The sequence below is a fragment of the Pseudomonas prosekii genome (assembly GCF_900105155.1).
Lineage (GTDB): Bacteria > Pseudomonadota > Gammaproteobacteria > Pseudomonadales > Pseudomonadaceae > Aquipseudomonas > Aquipseudomonas prosekii.
The window spans coordinates 1,743,404-1,765,017 of sequence record NZ_LT629762.1; the positions used below are offsets into that span (position 1 = coordinate 1,743,404).

The 21,614-nt window shown below is 60.8% G+C and carries 20 protein-coding genes; 7 read left to right on the forward strand and 13 right to left on the reverse strand.

Features of this window, described 5'->3' with window-relative positions:
• The first annotated feature begins 39 nt into the window (after positions 1-39).
• A complete protein-coding gene (locus BLU01_RS08125) occupies positions 40-1,239 on the forward strand; it encodes a glycosyltransferase family 4 protein (RefSeq protein ID WP_092273188.1) in 1,200 nt (399 codons plus the stop codon).
• 97 nt (positions 1,240-1,336) lie between these two features.
• Here BLU01_RS08125 and BLU01_RS08130 read toward each other — a convergent pair whose 3' ends face one another.
• From BLU01_RS08130 to BLU01_RS08140, 3 genes are all read right to left on the reverse strand, one after another.
• Positions 1,337-2,440 carry an NADH:flavin oxidoreductase gene (locus tag BLU01_RS08130; RefSeq protein WP_092273191.1) on the reverse strand — a complete coding sequence of 368 codons (1,104 nt, stop codon included), beginning with the start codon at positions 2,438-2,440 and terminating at the stop codon, positions 1,337-1,339.
• Positions 2,441-2,647: 207 nt separating this feature from the next.
• A complete protein-coding gene (locus tag BLU01_RS08135) occupies positions 2,648-3,130 on the reverse strand; it encodes a glutathione peroxidase (RefSeq protein WP_092273194.1) in 483 nt (160 codons plus the stop codon).
• Between the two features lie 123 nt (positions 3,131-3,253).
• Positions 3,254-3,739: an FKBP-type peptidyl-prolyl cis-trans isomerase gene (locus BLU01_RS08140; protein WP_092273197.1), complete on the reverse strand. Its 486-nt coding sequence runs from the start codon at positions 3,737-3,739 to the stop codon at positions 3,254-3,256.
• On the opposite strand from BLU01_RS08140, the gene BLU01_RS08145 reads away from it, so the two are divergent.
• The 3 genes from BLU01_RS08145 to BLU01_RS08155 are packed head-to-tail and all read left to right on the forward strand — an operon-like array spanning position 3,708 to position 7,111.
• Entirely contained in the window at positions 3,708-4,046 is a 339-nt protein-coding gene (locus BLU01_RS08145; RefSeq protein ID WP_092273200.1) for a DUF3565 domain-containing protein, read from the forward strand. The two genes, BLU01_RS08140 and BLU01_RS08145, sit on opposite strands and share 32 nt — an antisense overlap.
• Before the next feature lie 59 nt (positions 4,047-4,105).
• On the forward strand, positions 4,106-6,205 hold the full coding sequence (gene pta, locus BLU01_RS08150) for a phosphate acetyltransferase (protein ID WP_092273203.1): 2,100 nt from the start codon (positions 4,106-4,108) through the stop codon (positions 6,203-6,205).
• Entirely contained in the window at positions 6,206-7,111 is a 906-nt protein-coding gene (locus BLU01_RS08155; protein WP_092273206.1) for an acyltransferase, read from the forward strand.
• 213 nt (positions 7,112-7,324) lie between these two features.
• Here BLU01_RS08155 and cysN read toward each other — a convergent pair whose 3' ends face one another.
• The 3 genes from cysN to BLU01_RS08170 form a co-directional block, all read right to left on the reverse strand.
• Complete coding sequence (gene cysN, locus BLU01_RS08160) at positions 7,325-9,223, reverse strand: sulfate adenylyltransferase subunit CysN (protein ID WP_092273209.1); 1,899 nt, start codon at positions 9,221-9,223, stop codon at positions 7,325-7,327.
• A gap of 9 nt (positions 9,224-9,232) precedes the next feature.
• Complete coding sequence (gene cysD / locus BLU01_RS08165; protein ID WP_092273212.1) at positions 9,233-10,150, reverse strand: sulfate adenylyltransferase subunit CysD; 918 nt, start codon at positions 10,148-10,150, stop codon at positions 9,233-9,235.
• Between the two features lie 268 nt (positions 10,151-10,418).
• Positions 10,419-11,177, reverse strand: a complete 759-nt coding sequence (locus BLU01_RS08170; protein WP_092273215.1) for a Nif3-like dinuclear metal center hexameric protein — start codon at positions 11,175-11,177, stop codon at positions 10,419-10,421.
• 104 nt (positions 11,178-11,281) lie between these two features.
• Here BLU01_RS08170 and algW point away from each other — a divergent pair, with 104 nt between their 5' ends.
• The 3 genes from algW (at position 11,282) to BLU01_RS08185 (ending at position 15,501) form a co-directional block, all read left to right on the forward strand.
• A complete protein-coding gene (gene algW, locus BLU01_RS08175; protein WP_092273218.1) occupies positions 11,282-12,442 on the forward strand; it encodes a Do family serine endopeptidase AlgW in 1,161 nt (386 codons plus the stop codon).
• A 218-nt stretch (positions 12,443-12,660) separates the two neighbouring features.
• Positions 12,661-14,766 (forward strand): TonB-dependent siderophore receptor, encoded by a 2,106-nt coding sequence (locus tag BLU01_RS08180; RefSeq protein ID WP_092273221.1) that lies wholly within the window; start codon positions 12,661-12,663, stop codon positions 14,764-14,766.
• 12 nt (positions 14,767-14,778) lie between these two features.
• On the forward strand, positions 14,779-15,501 hold the full coding sequence (locus BLU01_RS08185) for a DUF4198 domain-containing protein (RefSeq protein ID WP_092273224.1): 723 nt from the start codon (positions 14,779-14,781) through the stop codon (positions 15,499-15,501).
• A 202-nt stretch (positions 15,502-15,703) separates the two neighbouring features.
• On the opposite strand, the gene hisC is transcribed toward BLU01_RS08185, so the two are convergent.
• The 7 genes from hisC to BLU01_RS08220 all read right to left on the reverse strand — a co-directional run bounded on the left by hisC (position 15,704) and on the right by BLU01_RS08220 (position 21,610).
• Entirely contained in the window at positions 15,704-16,756 is a 1,053-nt protein-coding gene (gene hisC / locus BLU01_RS08190) for a histidinol-phosphate transaminase (protein WP_092273227.1), read from the reverse strand.
• A 2-nt stretch (positions 16,757-16,758) separates the two neighbouring features.
• Positions 16,759-18,096 carry a histidinol dehydrogenase gene (gene hisD, locus BLU01_RS08195; protein ID WP_092273230.1) on the reverse strand — a complete coding sequence of 446 codons (1,338 nt, stop codon included), beginning with the start codon at positions 18,094-18,096 and terminating at the stop codon, positions 16,759-16,761.
• A 125-nt stretch (positions 18,097-18,221) separates the two neighbouring features.
• Positions 18,222-18,857, reverse strand: a complete 636-nt coding sequence (gene hisG, locus BLU01_RS08200) for an ATP phosphoribosyltransferase (RefSeq protein ID WP_092273233.1) — start codon at positions 18,855-18,857, stop codon at positions 18,222-18,224.
• Between the two features lie 142 nt (positions 18,858-18,999).
• Entirely contained in the window at positions 19,000-20,265 is a 1,266-nt protein-coding gene (gene murA, locus BLU01_RS08205) for a UDP-N-acetylglucosamine 1-carboxyvinyltransferase (protein ID WP_092273236.1), read from the reverse strand.
• 22 nt (positions 20,266-20,287) lie between these two features.
• Positions 20,288-20,539 (reverse strand): BolA family protein, encoded by a 252-nt coding sequence (locus tag BLU01_RS08210; protein WP_092273239.1) that lies wholly within the window; start codon positions 20,537-20,539, stop codon positions 20,288-20,290.
• Between the two features lie 115 nt (positions 20,540-20,654).
• Entirely contained in the window at positions 20,655-20,960 is a 306-nt protein-coding gene (locus BLU01_RS08215) for an STAS domain-containing protein (protein ID WP_092273242.1), read from the reverse strand.
• Complete coding sequence (locus BLU01_RS08220; protein ID WP_092273245.1) at positions 20,957-21,610, reverse strand: MlaC/ttg2D family ABC transporter substrate-binding protein; 654 nt, start codon at positions 21,608-21,610, stop codon at positions 20,957-20,959. Before BLU01_RS08220 ends, BLU01_RS08215 begins: the two co-directional genes overlap by 4 nt.
• Between the last annotated feature and the right edge of the window lie 4 nt (positions 21,611-21,614).

A 21,614-nucleotide genomic window follows, 5' to 3' on the forward strand; every position in this document is an offset into this window, starting at 1 on the left:
CCGGTCACAAATCCATCACGCAATCGCCACAATGACGACATGGCCTCAGCCGACACTGAGGTCATGACGACAATTCTGCATATCACCCTGATCACCGAAACCTTCCCTCCCGAAATCAACGGCGTGGCCAATACCCTTGGCCGCTTGTGCGACGGTTTGCGCGCGCGCGGGCATCGGGTCGAACTGGTGCGACCGCGGCAAAGCGCTGATCGCCAATCGTCCAGCGACGACGCGCTGATGCTCTGTCGCGGCTGGCCGCTGCCGGGTTATCCAGGGTTGCAGTGGGGTCAGTCGTCGATGCACAAATTGTTGCGGCGCTGGAAGCGCCAGCGCCCGGACGTGCTGTACATCGCCACGGAGGGGCCGCTGGGGTTGTCGGCGTTGCGCGCGGCGCGGCGCCTGGGGATTGCGGTGGTCAGCGGCTTTCACACCAATTTCCAGCAGTACACCCGCCAATACGGGCTCGGTCTGCTGACCCGATTGCTCACGCATTACCTGCGCTGGTTTCACAACCGTTCGACGCTGACGCTGGTGCCGAGTGTCAGCCAGCGCCTGGAACTGGAACGTCGCCAATTCGAGCGGCTGGCGTTGCTGTCGCGCGGGGTCGACAGCCAACTGTTTCACCCGGCCAAACGCCTCGACGCGCTGCGTGAACAGTGGGGGCTGGCGGAGCGGGATGTCGCGGTGATCCATGTCGGGCGGTTGGCGCCGGAGAAGAATCTCGGGTTGCTCAAGCGCAGTTTCGAGGCGTTGAAAGCCACTTATCCACAGCGCAACCTCAAACTGATTATTGTCGGCGACGGCCCGCAGCGGCTGGCACTGGAGAAGGAATTGCCCGAGGCGATTTTCTGCGGTGCGCAGCGCGGCGAGGCGCTGGCCAGTCACTACGCGTCGGCGGATGTGTTTCTGTTTCCGAGCCTGACTGAGACTTTCGGCAATGTCGTGCTGGAGGCGCTGGCCTCGGGGCTCGGTGTGGTGGCTTACGATATGGCGGCGGCGGGTCAGCATATCCGCCACGGCTACAACGGCGTGCTGGCGATGCCGGGCGATGAGCAGGCGTTTTGCGAAGCGGCGTGTTGGTTACTCGAGCATCGGGAAACGCTGCGCTGCGTGCGTTTGAATGCGCGCCAGCATGCGAGCCGGCAGGGTTGGGCGGCGATTATCGAGGAGTTTGAAAGGCAGTTGCGTGGGGCTTGTGCACAGGAACAGACATTGCCAGATGTTGCATTGCTGCCTTAGAAGCTTCGCGGGCAAGCCTCGCTCCTACAGGTTTTGCGGTGTACACAAATCCTGTAGGAGCGAGGCTTGCCCGCGAAGAGGCCTTCCCTGCTGGCGCTTAAACCAGCGTCATCAACGCCTCACGGCTGAACGGCAAAATATCTTCCTCGCGCCCATCGCGCACTTTCTGCGCCCAGTCCGGATCAACCAGCAGCGCCCGCCCGACCGCCACCAAGTCAAACTCTTCCTTGTTCAAGCGCTCCAGCAGATTTTCCAGGCTGGCCGGTTGCGCGACTTTGTCGGTGTTGACCATGAACTGCAAAAACTCGCCATCCAGGCCGACGCTGCCGACGGTGATGGTCGGTTTGCCCGTGAGCTTGCGCGTCCAGCCCGCCAGGTTGAGGTCGGAGCCGTCGAACTCAGGCTCCCAGAACCGCCGCGTCGAGCAGTGGAAAATGTCCACGCCAGCGTCGGATAACGGCTTGAGGAATTCGCCGAGCGCTTCCGGGGTTTGCACCAGACGTGCGGTGTAATCCTGCTGCTTCCATTGCGAGAAACGGAAGATGATCGGGAAACCGTCGCCGACCGCCGCGCGCACGGCCTGGATCAATTCGATGGCGAAACGCGAACGGTTGGCCAGGCTGCCGCCGTATTCGTCGGTGCGCTGGTTGCTGCCTTCCCAGAAGAACTGGTCGACCAGGTAACCGTGGGCGCCGTGGATTTCCACGCCGTCCATGCCGATGCTTTGCGCATCTTTGGCCGACTGCGCGAACGCGGCGATCACTTCCTGAATGTCTTGATGAGTCATGCCGTGAACCACGACCTGACCGTCCTTGAGTTTTTCCGTCGGGCCGTAACCCGGCACGGAGGCGTCCGGCTCGGTGCCGATACGGCGCACGCTGCCGACGTGCCAGAGCTGCGGAACGATCTTGCCGCCCTCGGCGTGCACCGCATCGACCACTTTCTTCCAGCCGGCCAGCGCCGCTTCGCCATAGAAATGCGGCACGTTCGGGTAACCGTTGGAGGCCTGGTGGCCGACCGTGGTGCCTTCGGTAATGATCAGGCCGACGCCTGCTGCGGCGCGGCGGCGATAGTATTCGATGACTTTGGAATTGGGCACGCCGCCGGGGGAAAAGGAGCGGGTCATCGGCGCCATGACGACGCGGGTCGGCAGTTCGAGAGTGCCGAGGTGGAACGGTTTGAACAGGGCTTTGACAGGCATGGGACGCTCCACGGAGATAGACTTTATGACGGCGATAATATGGAGAGTCGCAAGGCTTGAACAGCACTATTGATTGCGGTGATTAAGGTCTAAAGACAGGAAACATTGTGGGAGCAAGGCTTGCCCGCGATGGCGTCGCGCCCTTCGACATCGTCATTAACTGACAGGACGCTTTCGCGGGCAAGCCTCGCTCCTACAGGGAATGGGTTAGCCCAGGGCTTTTTCGATGGCGTGGACAATCGTCGGATCGTCCGGCGGCGTCCGCGGTGAGAAGCGCGCCAGGACACGGCCGTCCTTGCCGAGGAGGAATTTCTCGAAGTTCCAGGTAATGTCCCCGGGAAACTCCGCGCCCTCGCCCGCCAGCAGACGGTACAACTGGTGACGCTCGTGACCGTTGACTTCCAGCTTGCCGGACAACGGAAACGTCACGCCATAGTTGAGGCTGCAGAACTCCTGGATCTCTTGCTCGCTGCCCGGTTCCTGTCCGGCAAACTGGTTGCACGGCAGGCCCAGCACGCTGAACCCACGGTCCTTGAACTGCTGATGAAGCTGTTCAAGTGCCTTGTACTGTGGAGTCAAACCACATTTGGAAGCGACGTTGACTACCAGCACGACTTGCCCCTTGAAAGGCAAAAGGGGTAGCTCCTGACCATCCAGGGCTGTCAGTGTAAGGTCGTGGAAAGCACTCATGACGAACTCCAAATTCCCGTGTTCTTCTTCAAACAGCTACCTGGCGGCGTCGCCCGGGATAGCTGCGGACTGAAAAAGGCGCCCTCGGGCGCCTCTCCAGTTCTCGAAAGCTTAGCGCAGAAATCAGTGGTGATGGCCGCCTTCGCCATGCACGTGACCGTGGGCAATTTCTTCCTGGCTGGCATCACGGATCTCGATGATCTTGACCTGGAAATTCAGGCGCTGACCGGCCAACGGGTGGTTGCCGTCGACGGTAACATCGTCGCCGTCCAGATCACGGATGGTCACAATTTGCATCTGGCCATCTGGCGCGGAAGCGTGGAACTGCATGCCCACTTCCAGTTCATCAACGCCTTCGAACATGCTGCGGCTCAAGGTGCTGACCAGTTCGGCCGCGTATTCGCCATAGGCATCTTCAGGTTCTACGGCAACGGTCAGTTCGTCACCGACGGTTTTGCCTTCCAGAGCTTTTTCCAGGCCCGGGATGATGTTACCTGCGCCTTGCAGGTAGACCAGCGGCGCGCCGCCGGCGGAGCTGTCGATGACCTCACCAGCGTCGTTGGTCAGGGTATAGTCGATGGAGACAGCCTTATTGGCGGCGATCAGCATGGGGCGAGACCTTTTGCAGAAGAATATAGAAAGACCGAGTTTAGCGAAGCAATCGCCCGAAAGCGAACACAACCCGGACGGACGGATTGCCGCCAAACCCATAACGGTCACCGGTTTCCATCAGGACGAGGACGGTCATTGGGTGGTCGAGCTTTCCTGCGGCCACACCCAACACCTGCGCCATCAGCCGCCATGGCAATCGCGCGCCTGGGTCACGGACCCCGCGCAACGCCTGGAAAAAATAGCTCAGCCCTTTGCGTGCGGTTGGTGCGCACAGGGCATGGTTAGCGATAACCTTGGCGACTGAATCTCGGCAGATCGTCAGCCATAGATGATCGCCATTGCTTGCTCCCTCAGAGAATTCGCATGCAAACTTTTTTTATCGCGCCCACCGATTTTGGTGTGGGTCTGACCTCGATCAGCCTTGGGCTGGTGCGCACCCTTGAGCGGGCCGGGCTTAAAGTCGGCTTTTTCAAACCGATTGCCCAGCCGCATCCGGGCGACACCGGCCCCGAGCGTTCGACCGAACTGGTGGCGCGCACCCACGGCTTGAAACCGCCGCAGCCACTCGGTCTGGCGCATGTCGAACGCATGCTCGGCGACGGCCAGCTGGATGAACTGCTCGAAGAAATCATCACGCTTTATCAGCAAGCCGCGATCGGCAAAGACGTGCTGGTCGTCGAAGGCATGGTGCCGACCCGCAGCGCCAGTTATGCCGCGCGGGTCAACCTGCACTTGGCCAAGAGCCTGGACGCCGACGTGATTCTGGTCTCGGCGCCGGAAAGCGAAGCGCTGACCGAGCTCTCGGGACGCGTGGAATTGCAGGCGCAATTGTTCGGTGGGCCGAAAGACCCGAAAGTCCTCGGGGTGATCCTCAACAAGGTAAAAACCGACGAAAGCATGGACGCCTTCGCCTCGCGCCTCAAAGAGCACTCGCCGTTGCTGCGCAGTGGCGATTTCAAGCTGCTCGGCTGCATCCCGTTCCAGCCAGAGTTGAATGCGCCGCGCACCCGCGACGTGGCGGACCTGATGGGCGCACAGATCCTCAATGCCGGCGACTACGAAACCCGCCGCATGAGCAAAATCATCATTTGCGCGCGGACCATGCGCAACACCGTCGAGCTGCTCAAGCCCGGCGTGTTGGTGGTGACGCCCGGCGACCGTGACGACATCATCCTCGCCGTCAGCCTCGCCGCCATGAACGGCGTGCCGCTGGCCGGGCTGTTGCTGACCAGCGACACGCTGCCCGACCCGCGGATCATGGACCTGTGCCGTGGCGCGTTGCAGGCGGGCCTGCCGGTGTTGTCGGTGAGCACCGGCTCTTACGACACCGCCAACCAGTTGAACGGCCTGAACAAGGAAATCCCGATCGACGACCGCGAGCGCGCGGAGATCATCACCGATTTCGTCGCCAGCCATCTCGATGCCAAATGGCTGCACCAACGCTGCGGCACGCCACGGGAAATGCGCCTGTCGCCGGCGGTGTTCCGTTATCAATTGATCCAGCGCGCGCAAGCCGCGAACAAGCGCATCGTGTTGCCCGAGGGCAGCGAGCCGCTGACCGTGCAAGCGGCGGCGATCTGTCAGGCGCGCGGCATCGCCCGTTGCGTGTTGCTGGCGAAACCGGCGGACGTCGAAGCCGTCGCCCGCGCCCAGGGCATCGAGTTGCCGCCGGGCCTGGAGATTCTTGATCCAGACCTGATTCGCGGCAATTACATCGAACCGATGGTCGCGCTGCGCAAAAGCAAAAGCCTCAACGCGCCGATGGCCGAGCAGCAACTGGAAGACACCGTGGTGATCGGCACGATGATGCTGGCGCTGGATGAAGTTGATGGCCTGGTCTCCGGGGTCATTCACTCCACCGCCAACACCATCCGCCCGGCCCTGCAACTGATCAAGACTGCGCCGGGCTGCACGCTGGTGTCGTCGGTGTTTTTCATGCTGTTCCCGGAAGAAGTGCTGGTCTACGGCGACTGCGTGATGAACCCGCACCCGAGCGCCAGCGAACTGGCGGAAATCGCCTTGCAAAGCGCCGACTCGGCAGCCGCGTTCGGCATCACTCCGCGCGTGGCGATGATCAGCTATTCCAGCGGTGAGTCGGCCAGCGGTGAAGAAGTCGAAAAGGTCCGCGAAGCGACCTTGCTTGCCCACGAACAACAGCATTCCCTGCTGATCGACGGCCCGTTGCAGTACGATGCCGCCGCCAACGAAAACGTCGCCCGGCAACTGGCGCCGAACAGTCAGGTGGCCGGTCGCGCCACGGTGTTTGTGTTCCCCGACCTGAACACCGGCAACACCACGCACAAAGCCGTGCAGCGCAGCGCCGATTGCGTCAGCCTCGGGCCGATGCTGCAAGGCCTGCGCAAACCGGTGAACGACCTGCCGCGCGGCGCGCAAGTCGATGACATCGTCTACACCATCGCGTTGACCGCGATCCAAGCTGCCAACCGACCTATGGATCTTTAAATGCTGCAATTCCTACCTGCACCCGTGCGCGGCGTGATTGCCTCGCTGCTGTTGGCCCTGAACACGATTCTGTTGTGCTCGGCGCTGTTCATCGTCGCGCTGTTCAAAGTGCTGCCGTTCGCCCTCACGCAGCGTTTCACGCTGTGGTTGATGAGCCACATCCATGAAGCCTGGATCAGCAACAACAAGGCCTGGATGAACCTGGTGCGGCGCACCCGCTGGCACCTCAGCGGCCTCGAAGGGCTGGACTATAAACACTCCTACCTGATCACCAGCAACCACCAGAGCTGGGTCGACATCATGGTCCTGCAATACGTGCTCAACCGGCGGATCCAGCCGTTGAAGTTCTTTCTCAAGCAAGAGCTGATCTGGGTGCCGGTGATTGGTCTGGCGTGGTGGGCGCTGGGTTTTCCGTTCATGAAGCGCTACTCCAAGGCTTACCTGGAAAAGCACCCGGAGAAGAAAGGCAAAGACCTCGAAACCACGCGCAAGACCTGCGCAAAATTTCGCAATAACCCGGTGGGCATTTTCAACTTTGTCGAAGGCACGCGGTTTACCGAAGGCAAACATGCGCAGCAGCAATCACCGTTTCGCTATCTGCTGAAACCCAAGGCTGGCGGCATTGCGTTTGTGCTGGATGCGATGGGCGAGCAGTTGGAATCGATTGTCAATGTGACGATCCACTATCCGGGCGGGCGTCCGGGGTACTGGGATTTGCTCTGCGGCAATGTCGCGGACGTGGTGGTGCATTTTCAGGAACTGAAGATTCCGCCGCAGTTCATCGGCAAGAATTACGACCAGGATGGCGAGTACCGCTTGCAGTTCCAGGGCTGGATCAACCAACTGTGGCAGGACAAGGATGCGCTGCTGGAGCAGATGCATCGCGAGTTCCCAGACAACCGCTGAACCCTGTAGGAGTGAGCTTGCTCGCGATAGCGATCGCACATTCAGAATCTTTATCGTCTGATCCACCGCCATCGCGAGCAAGCTCGCTCCCACAGGGGATCTGTGGCGAACACCGGACCTGTGGGAGCGAGCCTGCTCGCGATGGCGACCTCAGGGGCAAAAAAAACCCGCCGATGATCACTCATCGGCGGGTTTTTTATGGGCGGCTGGCGCTTAGATCGCGCCGCGCTGACGCAGCAGTTCCAGCACTTGCTTGACGCTTTCTTCCAGCGACAGCGACTGGGTGTCGACGACCAGGTCGGCGTCCAGCGGCACGTCGTACGGGAAGGAATCGCCCGGGATGTTATCGCCGCCCGCCGCGTACAGGCCTTGCGGGTCACGCTCGGCACACACGGTCGGCGAGGCCTGGACGTAGACCGTCAGCAGACGCTCCTTGCCGATCAAGTCCCTGGCCTGCTCGCGCCCTTCAGCACTCGGCGCCACGAATGCCGCCAGCGTCAGCAGCCCCGCTTCGTTGAACTGACGCGCAACGTGCGCGGCACGGCGCCAGTTCTCGGTACGCCCGGCGCGATCCTGCGGCAGACCTTTGTTGAGGTCATGGCGCAGATTCTGTCCATCGAGCACAAACACCGCGCGGCCCATGTCGAACAACTTGCGTTCAACCGCATAGGCCAGCGTACTTTTGCCCGCACCGGACAGGCCGCTGAACAGCACGGTGGCCGGTTGCTGGCCGAAGCGCTGAGCACGTTCTTCGGTGGCCACGTGCGCCAGTTTGCCGTGGTGCGTGCTACCGCCCTGCGCCGAAGGCTGGGCGATGATCATCCCGGCGGCGACGGTGCCATTGGTCAAGCGATCGATGACGATGAATGAACCGGTGGTGCGGTTGCTCGCGTAACCGTCCAGCGCGATGGCGGCGTCGAGGCTGACCTTGACCCGGCCGATCTCGTTGAGGTTCAGCGAACTCGCCGGACCTTCTTCCAAGGTGTTCACGTCCACGCGGTTGACAATGCTGGTGATCGAACCCGGCACGTAACTGGTGGCGCGCTTGATGTCGTATTTCTTGCCCGGCAGCATCGGTTCTTCAGCCATCCACACCAGCATGGCGTCGAACGCGTCAGTCACTTGCGGCAGGTTGTCGGCGTGCACCAGCAAGTCGCCGCGCGAGATGTCGATCTCGTCTTCCATGGTCAGCGTTACAGCCTGACCCGGACCGGCGTGTTCCAGCTCGCCTTCAAAGGTGACGATGGATTTCACCCGGCTGCTTTTGCCCGACGGCAACACCACCACTTCATCGCCCTTGTGCACGATGCCGCTGGCCAGGGTGCCGGCAAAACCACGGAAGTTCAGGTTCGGACGGTTGACGTACTGCACCGGGAAACGCAGGTCGGTGTAGTTGCGGTCACTGGCGATTTCGACGGTTTCGAGAATCTCCATCAGCGACTGGCCGGTGTACCACGGCGAGCGCTCGGACTTGTTCACCACGTTGTCGCCCTTGAGGGCAGACATTGGCACGAAGGCCATGGTGGTCGGCTTGAACGCGATGCCGTCGGCGAACTTCAGGTAATCGGCCTTGATCGACTCGAAGACGCTTTCGTCAAACCCATTGAGGTCCATCTTGTTGATGGCGACCACGATGTGTTTGATCCCCAGCAGCGAGGCGATAAAGCTGTGGCGACGGGTCTGGGTCTGCACGCCGTAACGCGCGTCAACCAGAATGATCGCCAGGTCACAGGTGGACGCACCGGTGGCCATGTTGCGGGTGTACTGCTCATGGCCAGGGGTGTCGGCGATGATGAATTTGCGTTTTGCGGTGGAGAAATAGCGGTACGCGACATCAATGGTGATGCCCTGCTCGCGCTCGGCCTGCAGGCCGTCGACCAGCAACGCCAAGTCGATGTCTTCGCCGGTGGTGCCGACTTTTTTCGAGTCGCGGGTAATGGCTTCCAGGTGATCTTCGTAGATCATCTTGGAGTCGTGCAGCAAGCGCCCGATCAGGGTGCTCTTGCCGTCGTCGACGTTGCCACAGGTCAGAAAGCGCAGCATTTCCTTGCGTTCGTGCTGGCCCAGGTAGGCGAGGATGTCCTCGCTGATCAAATCAGATGCGTGCGACATGACAACCCCTTAGAAATAACCCTGACGTTTCTTTTCTTCCATCGAGCCTGCGCCATCGTGGTCGATGACCCGGCCCTGGCGTTCGGAAGTTCGCGTCAGGAGCATTTCCTGAATGATGTCGGTCAGGCTGGTGGCCTCGGACTCGACCGCACCGGTCAACGGGTAGTCGCCGAGTGTGCGGAAGCGCACTTTTTTCTTGACGATGCGCGCCTTGTCTTCATCGCTAAGGTGATTGAGCAGGCGTTCGTCGTCGATCATGATCCAGGTGCCATTCATCTCGATGACGTCGCGCTCGGCGGCGAAATACAGCGGCACAATCGGGATGCCTTCGAGGTAGATGTACTGCCAGATGTCCAGCTCGGTCCAGTTCGACAACGGGAATACACGAATGGATTCGCCCTTGTTGACGTTGCCGTTGTAGACGTTCCACAGCTCCGGGCGCTGGTTTTTCGGGTCCCAGCGGTGCTTGGTATCGCGGAAGGAATACACGCGCTCTTTGGCACGGGATTTCTCTTCGTCGCGGCGCGCACCACCGAAAGCGGCGTCGAAGCCATGCTTGTCGAGGGCCTGTTTGAGGCCTTCGGTTTTCATGATGTCGGTGTGTTTGGCACTGCCGTGGGTCAGCGGGTTGATGCCCTGCGCGACGCCATCGGGGTTGACGTGGACGATCAGGTCCAGGCCCAGTTCTTCGACCATGCGATCGCGGAACGCGTACATTTCCTGGAACTTCCACCGGGTGTCGACGTGCATCACCGGGAACGGCAGTTTGCCCGGGAAGAATGCCTTGCGCGCAAGGTGCAGCATCACGGCGGAATCTTTACCGACGGAGTACAGCATCACCGGGTTATCGAACTCGGCGGCGACCTCGCGGATGATGTGGATGCTTTCGGCCTCCAGCTGTTTCAGATGCGTCAGTTTGTCGACCATGGCTACTCACGAAAACGATCTTATGGACGGCCAGCGGGCCGTGTTCGAGCGAGGAATCCTAGCACAGCGACCTCTTCTAATCAGGCCGCGGGCTAGATCGAAAGGGTATATGGATATACCCCTCGGTTGGGCCAGGAAATGGCAATCCCCTGTGGGAGCAAGGCTTGCCCGCGATGGCAATCCACTGTGGGAGCAAGGCTTGCCCGCGATGGCAATCTCAAGGACGCCATCGCGGGAAAGCCATGCTCCTACAGGGTCAGGTCGGTCATCAGATCGGGTTCGGGCAATCGATGAAGATATGTTCGACAGCGAAGCGCCGCGCCAGGTAATCGCCCAGCGCTTGCACGCCATAACGCTCGGTAGCGTGATGGCCGGCGGCGATGAAGCTGATGTCGTTTTCCCGCGCGCTATGGAACGTCTGCTCCGACGCCTCGCCACTCAGATACAGGTCGACGCCGGCCAGAACTGCCTGATCGATGTAACCCTGACCACCGCCGGTGCACCAGCCGACCCGCCGAATCATCGCGCTACCCTCAATCAGCAATGGCTCGCGGCCCATGACTTCCTGCACGCGGCGGGCGAAGTCGCGCGGGCTCATCGGCTCGCTCAACGAACCGACCAGGCCGACGATCTTCAGGTTGTCGGGATCAAGCGGGCCTTCGACGGTGATGTCCAACTGGCGGGCAAGCTGCACGTTGTTGCCGACGTCCGGGTGCAGGTCCAGCGGCAAGTGGTACGACAGCAAACTGATGTCGTGCTTGAGCAGGGTTTTCAAGCGGCGTTGCTTCATGCCGGTGATGCACGGGTTTTCGCCCTTCCAGAAATAGCCGTGATGCACTAGCACCAGATCAGCCTTGGCTTCCACCGCCGCATCCAGCAAAGCCTGGCTGGCGGTGACGCCGCTGACGATGCGCATCACCTGCGGACGGCCCTCGACCTGCAGGCCGTTGGGGCAATAATCGGCAATCTTTGAACTGTTAAGGTAACGGTCGGCTTCTTCGACCAGGGTGCTCAGTGCAACGGCCATGAAAGACTCCTGAAAATAGCCCGTTCAGAGGCGCAATCGCCTCGTATAATGCGCGACATTATGGGCGGTCTCAGACCACCTGCAACCTTTCCAGGACATGCTTAATGCTCAAGGCGCTGCGTTTTTCCGGCTGGCCGCTACTGGCCGGCGTGCTTATCGCTCTGTTGATAATCCAGCGTTATCCGCAGTGGGTCGGGCTTCCGAGCCTTGACGTCAATATGCAGCAAGCCCCGCAAACCACTTCGGTGCAACAGGGCCCGGTGTCCTATGCCGACGCGGTGACCGTGGCCGCACCTGCGGTGGTGAACCTGTACACGACCAAAGTCATCAACAAACCCAATCACCCGCTGTTTGAAGATCCACAGTTCCGGCGCTTTTTCGGCGACAACTCGCCGAAGCAGAAACGCATGGAATCGAGCCTCGGTTCCGGTGTGATCATGAGCCCGGAAGGCTACATCCTCACCAACAACCACGTGACCAGCGGCGCCGACCAGATTGTCGTGGCGCTCAAGGATGGCCGCGAGACGCTCGCTCGAGTCATCGGCAGCGACCCGGAAACCGACCTCGCGGTATTGAAGATCGACCTGAAAAATCTGCCGGCGATCACCATCGGCCGCTCCGACAACATCCGCATCGGCGACGTCACGCTGGCCATCGGCAACCCGTTCGGCGTCGGCCAGACGGTGACCATGGGCATCATCAGCGCCACCGGGCGCAATCAGTTGGGCCTGAACAACTACGAAGACTTCATCCAGACCGACGCCGCGATCAACCCGGGCAACTCCGGCGGCGCGCTGGTTGACGCGATCGGCAACCTGACCGGCATCAACACCGCGATCTTCTCCAAGTCCGGCGGCTCGCAAGGCATCGGTTTTGCGATCCCGGTCAAACTGGCCATGGAAGTGATGAAGTCGATCATCGAGCACGGCCAGGTGATTCGTGGCTGGCTGGGCATCGAAGTGCAGCCGCTGACCCAGGAACTGGCGGAGTCGTTTGGCTTGTCCGGGCGTCCGGGGATTGTGGTGGCGGGGATTTTCCGCGACGGTCCGGCGCAGAAGGCCGGCCTGCAACTGGGTGACGTGATCCTCAGCATCGACGGCGAACCGGCCGGCGACGGTCGCCGCTCGATGAACCAGGTCGCGCGGATCAAACCGACCGACAAGGTCACCATCCAGGTGATGCGCAACGGCAAAGAGATCAAGCTCAGCGCCGAGATCGGCCTGCGTCCGCCGCCGGCGCCGATCAAAGAGAAAGAAGAAAACTGAGTGATCGCGCTCGGTTGATCTGCTGACGCTTCTGGCTCCTTCGCGGGCAAGCCTCGCTCCTCCGGGAACTCACCTCCCGACGTAGGAGCGAGGCTTGCCCGCGAAAGCGTCCTCAAAACAACCCAAAAAAAACCCGCCAACCGCTAAATCACAGCAACAGCAGACATTCTCATTAGCCATGTTATATTGTTTCAATATCACTATTGGAACAACATAACATGTCGTCTCGAACAATGGTCTCCGCTGCCGGTCTTGCCCTCGGCCTGCTGGCAGATCCAGTCTTCGCCGAAGACTCTGGCGCGCTCGAACTGGAAGCCATCAGCGTCACTTCCGATTACGAATCGCCGACCGGCCCGGTCCAGGGCTACCGCGCGACCCGCTCCGCCAGCGCGACCAAAACCGACACGGCGATCCGCGACATCCCGCAATCGATCAGCGTCATCCCCGCCACGGTGCTCAAGGATCTGGGCAGCACCAGCGTCGAACGCGCGCTGGATTTTGCCGGCGGCGTGTCGAAGCAAAACAATTTCGGTGGCCTTACGCTCTACGAATACAGCGTGCGCGGCTTCACCACTTCCGAGTTCTACAAAGACGGTTTCAGCGCCAACCGTGGTTACCCGAGCACGCCGGACGTGGCCAACATCGAGCGCATCGAAGTGCTCAAAGGCCCCGCCGCCAGCCTGTATGGCCGTGGCGATCCCGGCGGCACGGTGAACATCGTCAGCAAAAAACCGCAGCCCGAAGCCTTCACCACGTTGCAAACCAGTGCCGGCAGTTGGGACCGTTATCGCACCGCGCTGGACGTCAATGCTCCGCTGGACGACGAGGGCAACCTGCTGTCGCGGGTCAACCTGGCCGTCGAGGACAACCACAGCTTTCGCGATCACGTCGACAGCCAGCGCGTGTTCGTCGCGCCCTCCTTCGCCTGGCAATTGAACCCCGACACGCACCTGTTGGTGGAAAGCGAATTCGTCCGCCACAGCTCGACGTTCGACCGTGGCATCGTCGCGCCGAACAACACCTGGAGCGGCGTCTCGCGCTCGACGTTTCTCGGCGAACCCAACGACGGCGACATCGACAACCACAACAACATGCTGCAAGCCGCGCTCGAACATCACTTGAATGACACCTGGAAACTGCGCCTCGCCAGCCACTACAAGGAAGGCAAACTCTGGGGATTCGCCTCGGAAGCGCGGCCACTGAACCCCGACGGCCACACGGTCAATCGGCGTTTGCGCGAACGCGACAACGACTGGCACGACAGCATTACCCAGCTCGAATTGCGCGGCGTGTTCGACCTCGGCAGTTGGCAGCATGAATTGCTGATCGGCAGCGAATACGAGAATTACCGCAAGAACGAACGGGTGACCACTACCGCCGGCAGCGCCTACGCCATCGACATCTATCAGCCGGTCTACGGCCAGCCGAAACCCAACGGCGCGCGCTCCGGCACAGACTTCTTCGAGCACGTCGAAAGCCACGCCCTGAACCTGCAGGATCAGATCGTTTTCACCGACAAACTGCGCGGCATGCTCGGTGCGCGCTTCGAACATTTCGAGCAGAACATCGACGATCACACGCGCGGCAACCACACGCGCCAGCGGCAAGACGCGCTCACGCAACGCGCCGGTCTGCTCTACCAACTGACGCCGCAAGTCGGTTTGTTCGCCAACGCGTCGACGTCGTTCAAACCAAACAACGGCCTCGATGCCGGCGGCAAATCCTTCGACCCGGAAGAAGGCATCGGGTATGAAATCGGGATCAAGAGCGAGCTGTTCGACGACCGTTTGAGCAGCACCCTCGCCGCATTTCACATCGAGAAAGAAAACGTCCTCGCGCTCGACCCCGGCACCGACACTAGCCGCGCCATGGGCAAGGCGCGCAGCCAGGGTTTCGACCTGCAAGTGACCGGGCAAGTGAGCGACGCCGTGCGGGTGATCGGCGCATTTGCCTACATCGACGCCGAAGTCACCGACGGCGACGCCGTCATCCCCAGCGGCAGCCGCATTCTCGGCGTGGCCAAGCGCAGCGGCAGTCTGCTGGGGGTCTACGAGTTTCAGGATGGCCGTTTGCGCGGCTCGGACGTCGGTGCGGCGTTCACCTATGTCGGCGATCGCTCCGGTGAATCGGCCAGCGATTTCGAACTGCCGGCCTACCACACCGTCGACCTGCTCGCGCATTACAAGGCCAGCGACAACGTTACGGTCGGTCTCAACCTGAACAATTTATTCGACGAGAAATACTTCGAACGCTCGTACAGCAACTACTGGGTTAACCCCGGCGAGCCGCGCAATTTCACCGTCAGCCTGACACTCAATCTGTAAAAGGACGTCACCATGCAACACCTCAAACCGCTCGCGCTGCTGGGTCTTCTGTTGGTCGCCACACAGGCCTCGGCGCATGGTCTGTGGACCGAGCAACGGCGCGGCAACATCGAAGTGATTTACGGCCACGGCGCTGAAGACAACGCGTTCAAAGCGCAAAAGATCAGCGGCGCCTGGGCCTATGACGGCAGCGGCAAAATGATCCCGGTGAGCGTTGAACGCCTGGCCGACCACGCGCGCCTGAAACCGCTGAAGACACCTGCCGTCATGGCGGTGGCGCTGGACAACGGCATGTGGTCGCAAACGGCAGATAAAAAATGGGTCAACGCTGGGCGCAGCAAAGTGCCGGGGGCGATCGAGTCCACGCAGACCTTCAAATACAGCCTGGCGATTTATCAGCCGGGGGCGAAGTTGCCGGCGCTCAATCAATTGAAATTGGTAATTGTGCCCGAGGTTGATCCGCTCACCGTCGGCCCCGGCCAGTCACTGCCGGTGCGGGTGCTGCTGGATGGCCAACCGGCGGCGGGAGTAAAACTGGTGGGCGACTATCGCAGCGCGCCGAATACCTTGAGTGCCGAGACCGACAAGGACGGTCGGGCGCAAGTGCTGGTGCGTAACGAGGGTTTGAACGTGATCGCCGCGCAGATCGAAGTGCCGCTCAAGGACAACCCGGACGTGGCCACGCGCGGGTTATTCACCTCGCTGACATTCCTCGGCGAAGCGCATCACGAGTAATCAACTCCACCCTGTGGGAGCAAGGCTTGCCCGCGATGGCGATGCCTTTGTGGGAGCAAGGCTTGCCCGCGATGGCGATGCCTTTGTGGGAGCGAGGCTTGCCCGCGATGGCGATTTCATTGGTGCCATCGCGGGCAAGCCTTGCTCCCACAGGTGCAAAGCCCACCTCAGAGCCCACTTCAGAGCCCGGTTCAGCCTCAGGTCAGAGGTCGCCGAGGCCGTCGATCAGTGCCTGATTCTGCTCCGGCGTGCCGATCGAGATCCGCAGGAATTGCGCGATGCGTTCCTGTTTGAAGTGGCGGACGATCACCCCTTGCTCGCGCAATTTCGCCGCCAGGCCCGCCGCGTCGTGCTGCGGATGACGGGCGAAGATGAAGTTGGCTGCCGAGGGCAGCACTTCAAAACCCTTCGCTTGCAGTTGCGCGACAACCTTCTCGCGGTTCTCGATTACCCACCGGCAGGTCTGGTCGAAATACTCGCGATCCTCGAACGCCGCCGCTGCGCCGACGTTCGCCAGGCGGTCCAGCGGATAGGAGTTGAAGCTGTTCTTGATCCGCTCCAGCGCCTCGATCAAATCCGGATGACCAACCGCCAAACCAACCCGCAAACCGGCCAGCGAGCGCGATTTGGACAAGGTCTGGGTCACCAGCAGGTTCGGGTAACGGTCGACCAGACTGATCGCGGTGACGCCACCGAAGTCGATGTAGGCCTCATCGACCACCACCACCGAATCAGTATTCGCTTTGAGGATTTGCTCGACCGCGTCCAACGCCAGCAGGCAGCCAGTCGGCGCGTTCGGGTTGGGGAAAATGATCCCGCCGTTTGGCTTGGCGTAGTCCGCCGGGTTGATCTGGAAATGCGCGTCCAGCGGCACCGCGTCGAAGTCGATGCCGTACAAGCCGCAATACACCGGGTAAAAGCTGTAACTGATGTCCGGGAACAGCACGGGTTTGTCGTGCTGCAACAAGCCGTGAAAAATGTGCGCGAGGACTTCGTCGGAACCGTTGCCGAGGAACACCTGGCCAGTCTGCACGCCGTAATAAGTGGCGACGGCATTTTTCAGCAAATCGCTGTTCGGGTCCGGGTACAGGCGCAAGTTGTCGTTGAGTTCGGTTTGCATCGCCGCCAGTGCTTTGGGCGATGGACCGTAGGGGTTTTCGTTGGTGTTGAGCTTCACCAGTTTCGCCAGTTTCGGCTGCTCGCCCGGCACGTATGGCACCAGGTTCTTGACGAAGGGGCTCCAGAATTTACTCATGTTCAGTCAGCCTTCTCTTGATTAAAGAGCTCGTCGACGATGCGGTATTCAGCGCTGCGGGCGTGGGCGGTCAGCGACTCGCCACGGGCCAGCACGGAAGCGGTCTTGCCCAGTTCCGAAGCGCCCTGCTCGGAGCAGAAGATGATCGAGGAGCGTTTCTGGAAGTCGTACACGCCCAGCGGCGAGGAGAATCGCGCGGTGCCGGAGGTCGGCAAGACGTGGTTCGGACCGGCGCAGTAATCGCCCAACGCTTCGGACGTGTGGCGGCCCATGAAGATCGCGCCGGCGTGGCGGATCTTCGGCAACCAGGCTTGCGGATCGGCGACCGACAACTCCAGGTGCTCCGGGGCGATGCGGTTGGCCACTTCGATGGCTTGTTCCATGTCGCGCACCAGAATCAGCGCGCCGCGACCGTTGATCGAGGTTTCGATGATTTCGGCGCGTTCCATCGTCGGCAACAGTTTGGCGATGCTCGCGGCGACCTTGTCGAGGAACTCGGCGTCGGGGCTGACCAGAATCGCTTGCGCGTCTTCGTCGTGCTCGGCTTGCGAGAACAGGTCCATGGCGATCCAGTCGGGATCGGTCTGACCGTCGCACACCACAAGAATCTCCGATGGCCCGGCGATCATGTCGATGCCGACCTGGCCGAACACGTGGCGCTTGGCGGTGGCGACATAGATGTTGCCCGGGCCGACGACTTTATCGACTTTCGGCACGCTTTCGGTGCCGTAGGCCAGCGCCGCAACGGCTTGCGCGCCACCGATGGTGAACACGCGGTCGACGCCGGCAATGCACGCAGCGGCCAGCACCAGTTCATTGAGTTCGCCGCGCGGGGTCGGCACAACCATGACCACTTCGGTGACGCCAGCGACTTTCGCCGGAATCGCGTTCATCAGCACCGACGACGGGTACGACGCCTTGCCGCCCGGCACGTACAGGCCGGCGCGATCCAGCGGCGTGACTTTCTGCCCGAGCACGGTGCCATCGGCCTCGGTGTAACTCCAGGAGTCCTGCTTCTGTTTTTCGTGGTAGCTGCGCACGCGGGCCGCGGCTTTTTCCAGGGCTTCGCGCTGCGCCACGGTGATGCGCGTCAGGGCCAGTTCCAGGCGCTCGCGCGGCAGGATCAGGTCGGCCATGGAGGCGACTTGCAGGCCGTCGAACTTCTGGGTGAATTCCACCAGCGCGGCATCGCCCCGCTCGCGCACAGCTTTGATGATGTCGAGCACGCGCTGATTGACCGAGTCGTCAGACACACTTTCCCAGCTCAGCAGATGATCCAGATGATGCGCGAAATCCGGGTCAGCAGCGTTGAGTCGGCGAATTGCAGTCGGTGCGGTCATAGCGAGAGCCTCATAGGAATGGCAAAAACTCAGGCGCCCTAACTTAGCAGTCGTTTCCGCTTGGGCACCTGAGATTCTGGCTATGAGGCGGATAGACGGGCGCGACTCAACGTCGCGCAGGTGAATCAGCCGCGGTGTCGAGACTCCACTGCCTTGCGCAGGGTGTCGATCAACGCCTGAATACGGGCGTGCTGCATTTTCATCGAAGCTTTGTTGACGATCAGCCGGGAGCTGATGTCAGCGATGAAATCCTGTGGCTCCAGGCCGTTGGCCCGCAGCGTGTTGCCGGTGTCGACGACGTCGATGATCTTGTCGGCGAGGCCAATCAGCGGTGCCAGTTCCATCGAGCCGTAGAGCTTGATGATGTCGACCTGACGGCCCTGCTCGGCGTAGTAACGCTTGGCAACATTGACGAATTTGGTGGCAACGCGCAGACGACCCTTGGGCTCGATGGCGCCGACTTTGCCAGCGGTCATCAGTTTGCACAGGGCGATGCGCAGGTCCAGCGGCTCGTAGAGGCCCTGGCCGCCGTATTCCATCAGCACATCTTTACCGGCGACGCCCAGGTCCGCGGCACCATGCTCGACATAAGTCGGCACATCGGTGGCGCGCACGATCAGCAGACGCACGTCAGGCTGGGTCGTGGGGATGATCAACTTGCGGCTCTTGTCCGGATTCTCGGTCGGCACGATGCCCGCTTCAGCCAGAAGCGGCAGGGTGTCGTCAAGGATGCGGCCCTTGGACAGTGCGATGGTCAACATGGGAAACGTCAGTCCTTATCAAGGTACTCATGCCCGGTCGCAAATGGCGCCGGACATACATCGAGGCGCTTTGAATAAATCAAAAGACGCCTCGATTCAAAACGAATTCAACGGGCGCGTCCTTGCGCCCATGCAGCAGGGACTAGCCCGGTACGCGGCGGATCTTGGCGCCGAGCATCTGCAGTTTTTCTTCGATGCACTCGTAGCCACGATCTATGTGGTAGATGCGATCGATCAGGGTGTCGCCTTCAGCGATCAGCGCCGAGATAACCAGGCTGGCCGAAGCACGCAGGTCAGTGGCCATGACTGGCGCGCCTTTGAGCTTCTCGGTGCCGGTGACGATGGCAGTGTTGCCTTCGACCTGAATCTTGGCGCCCATGCGGTGCAGTTCGTAAACGTGCATGAAACGGTTTTCGAAGATCGTCTCGATCACTGCACCAGTGCCTTCGGCAATGGCGTTGAGGGAGATGAACTGCGCTTGCATGTCGGTCGGGAACGCCGGGTACGGAGCGGTCCGCACGTTGACGGCTTTCGGCCGCTTGCCGTGCATGTTCAGCTCGATCCAGTCTTCGCCGCAGGTGATTTCGGCACCCGACTCACGGAGTTTTTCCAGCACTGCTTCGAGGATGGTCGGATCGGTGTCCTTGACCTTGACGCGACCGCCGGTCACGGCAGCAGCCACCAGGTAGGTGCCGGTTTCGATCCGGTCCGGCATCACTTTATAAGTGGCCGGGTGCAGACGCTCGACGCCATCGATGGTGATGGTGTCGGTGCCGGCGCCAGTGATCTTGGCACCCATGGCGATCAGGAAGTTCGCCAGGTCGATGACTTCAGGCTCGCGTGCGGCGTTAGCCAGTACGCTGCGGCCCTTGGCCAAAGCGGCCGCCATCATTATGTTTTCGGTACCGGTCACGCTGACGGTGTCGAAGAAGAAGTGCGCACCGCGCAAACCGCCTTCCGGCGCCTTGGCTTTGATGTAGCCGCCTTCGACGTCGATGATCGCGCCCATGGCTTCGAGGCCACGGATGTGCAGGTCAACCGGACGCGAGCCGATGGCGCAACCGCCAGGCAGGGCAACTTCGGCTTCGCCGAAACGCGCGACCATCGGGCCCAGTACGAGGATCGAGGCACGCATGGTTTTCACCAGTTCGTACGGCGCGATCAGGGTCTTGATGGTGCGTGGGTCGATTTCGACGCTGAGTTTCTCGTCGATCACCGGCTCGATGCCCATGCGACCGAACAGCTCGATCATGGTGGTGATGTCGTGCAGGTGCGGCAGGTTGGCCACGGTGACCGGGCCATCGCAGAGCAATGTTGCAGCCAGAATCGGCAGGGCAGAGTTCTTTGCCCCGGAAATGCGGATTTCGCCATCAAGACGAACGCCACCGGTAATTATCAATTTATCCATAAGAATCTCGACGCCCTTGGGCTCAGGTGCGCTCGGCCCAGGCCGCGCTGCTGAAAAATTTCATAGTGACCGCATGGATGCTGCCATCGGTGATCCATGGGTTTAAATGGGCATAGATCTGCTGCTGACGCTTCACCGGGCTTAACGCCGCCAGTTCATCGCTAATCACGTTCAGCTGAAAGTTGCAGCCTTCGCCCTCAACTTCTACCTGCACTTGTGAAAGGGTCTCGGACAGCTTTCCTTCAAGAAAGCTCTTCACTTCGGTGGCCTGCATGCTCAACCTCAATCGGCGCCCTGTGCGCGCGGGTCGGACATCATACAAAAAAGCCCCGCGCCTGCGAACCCCGCATTAACAGGACTCTGACGGGGGGCTTCTTTATAGATGCCGTTTAGGGATGCGCCAACAGCTCGGTCAATTCGCTGACCTGAGCGATTTCGCGCATGTCTTCGGGCATTGCGCGAATGCTCAGGGCCTTGCCGGCAGCCTGGGCATCGCGCATGAAGCACAGCAGCAGCGACAAACCGACACTGCTGGACTTCACCACTGCCGAACAATCCACCACCAAGGCGTTAGCCGTGCTGGACTTGATCAGCGCCTGACCATGCTTGCGCAAGTCAGGCCCGGTGCGGTAATCCAGCACACCGCTGAGCATCAGCTCGCCGGATTCGCTCATGCGAACGGCCGACTCACTCATTGCGCAGACTTCTGATCGGCGCCTTCAGTGGAGGCTTTGGCTTTGGCGACTTCACCGGCCCAACCATTGATGGTCTTGTCCAGGTCGTTGCCATTGCGCTGCATCGCGTCAGCGAACTGATCGCGGAACAGCTTGCCAATGTTGATGCCGTTGATGATAACGTTGCGCAGTTTCCACTCGCCGTTGATCTTCTCTAGCGTGTACTGCACCGGGTACACCGCGCCGTTGTTGCCCTTGACGGTCATGCCCACGCTGGTGCGAGTGCCCGACTCATCCTTGGCAGGATCAACGGTGATGCCCTGGTTGTTGTACTCAAGCAAAGCGTTGCCATAAAACTGGAACAGACCGCGTTTGAAGTTTTCCTGAAACTTCTGCATCTGCTCAGGCGTGGCTTTGCGCGAGTACTTGACCGTCATGATGCTTTTGGAAATACCTTCAGCATCCACAACAGGCCCGACGATGGTGTTCAGCGCCGTGTAAAAGTCCTGTGGATCCTGTTTGTACTTCTCTTTGTTGGCCGAAAGATCGGCCAGCATCCGGTTCGTGGTGTCCTGGATCAGCTCGTGTGCGGAAGGCGCCGCCACGGCGTTAGCCATCAACGGCAGGGCCGCGAGTACTACCAACAGGCCACGTCGCAAGGTAGAGATCATTCAA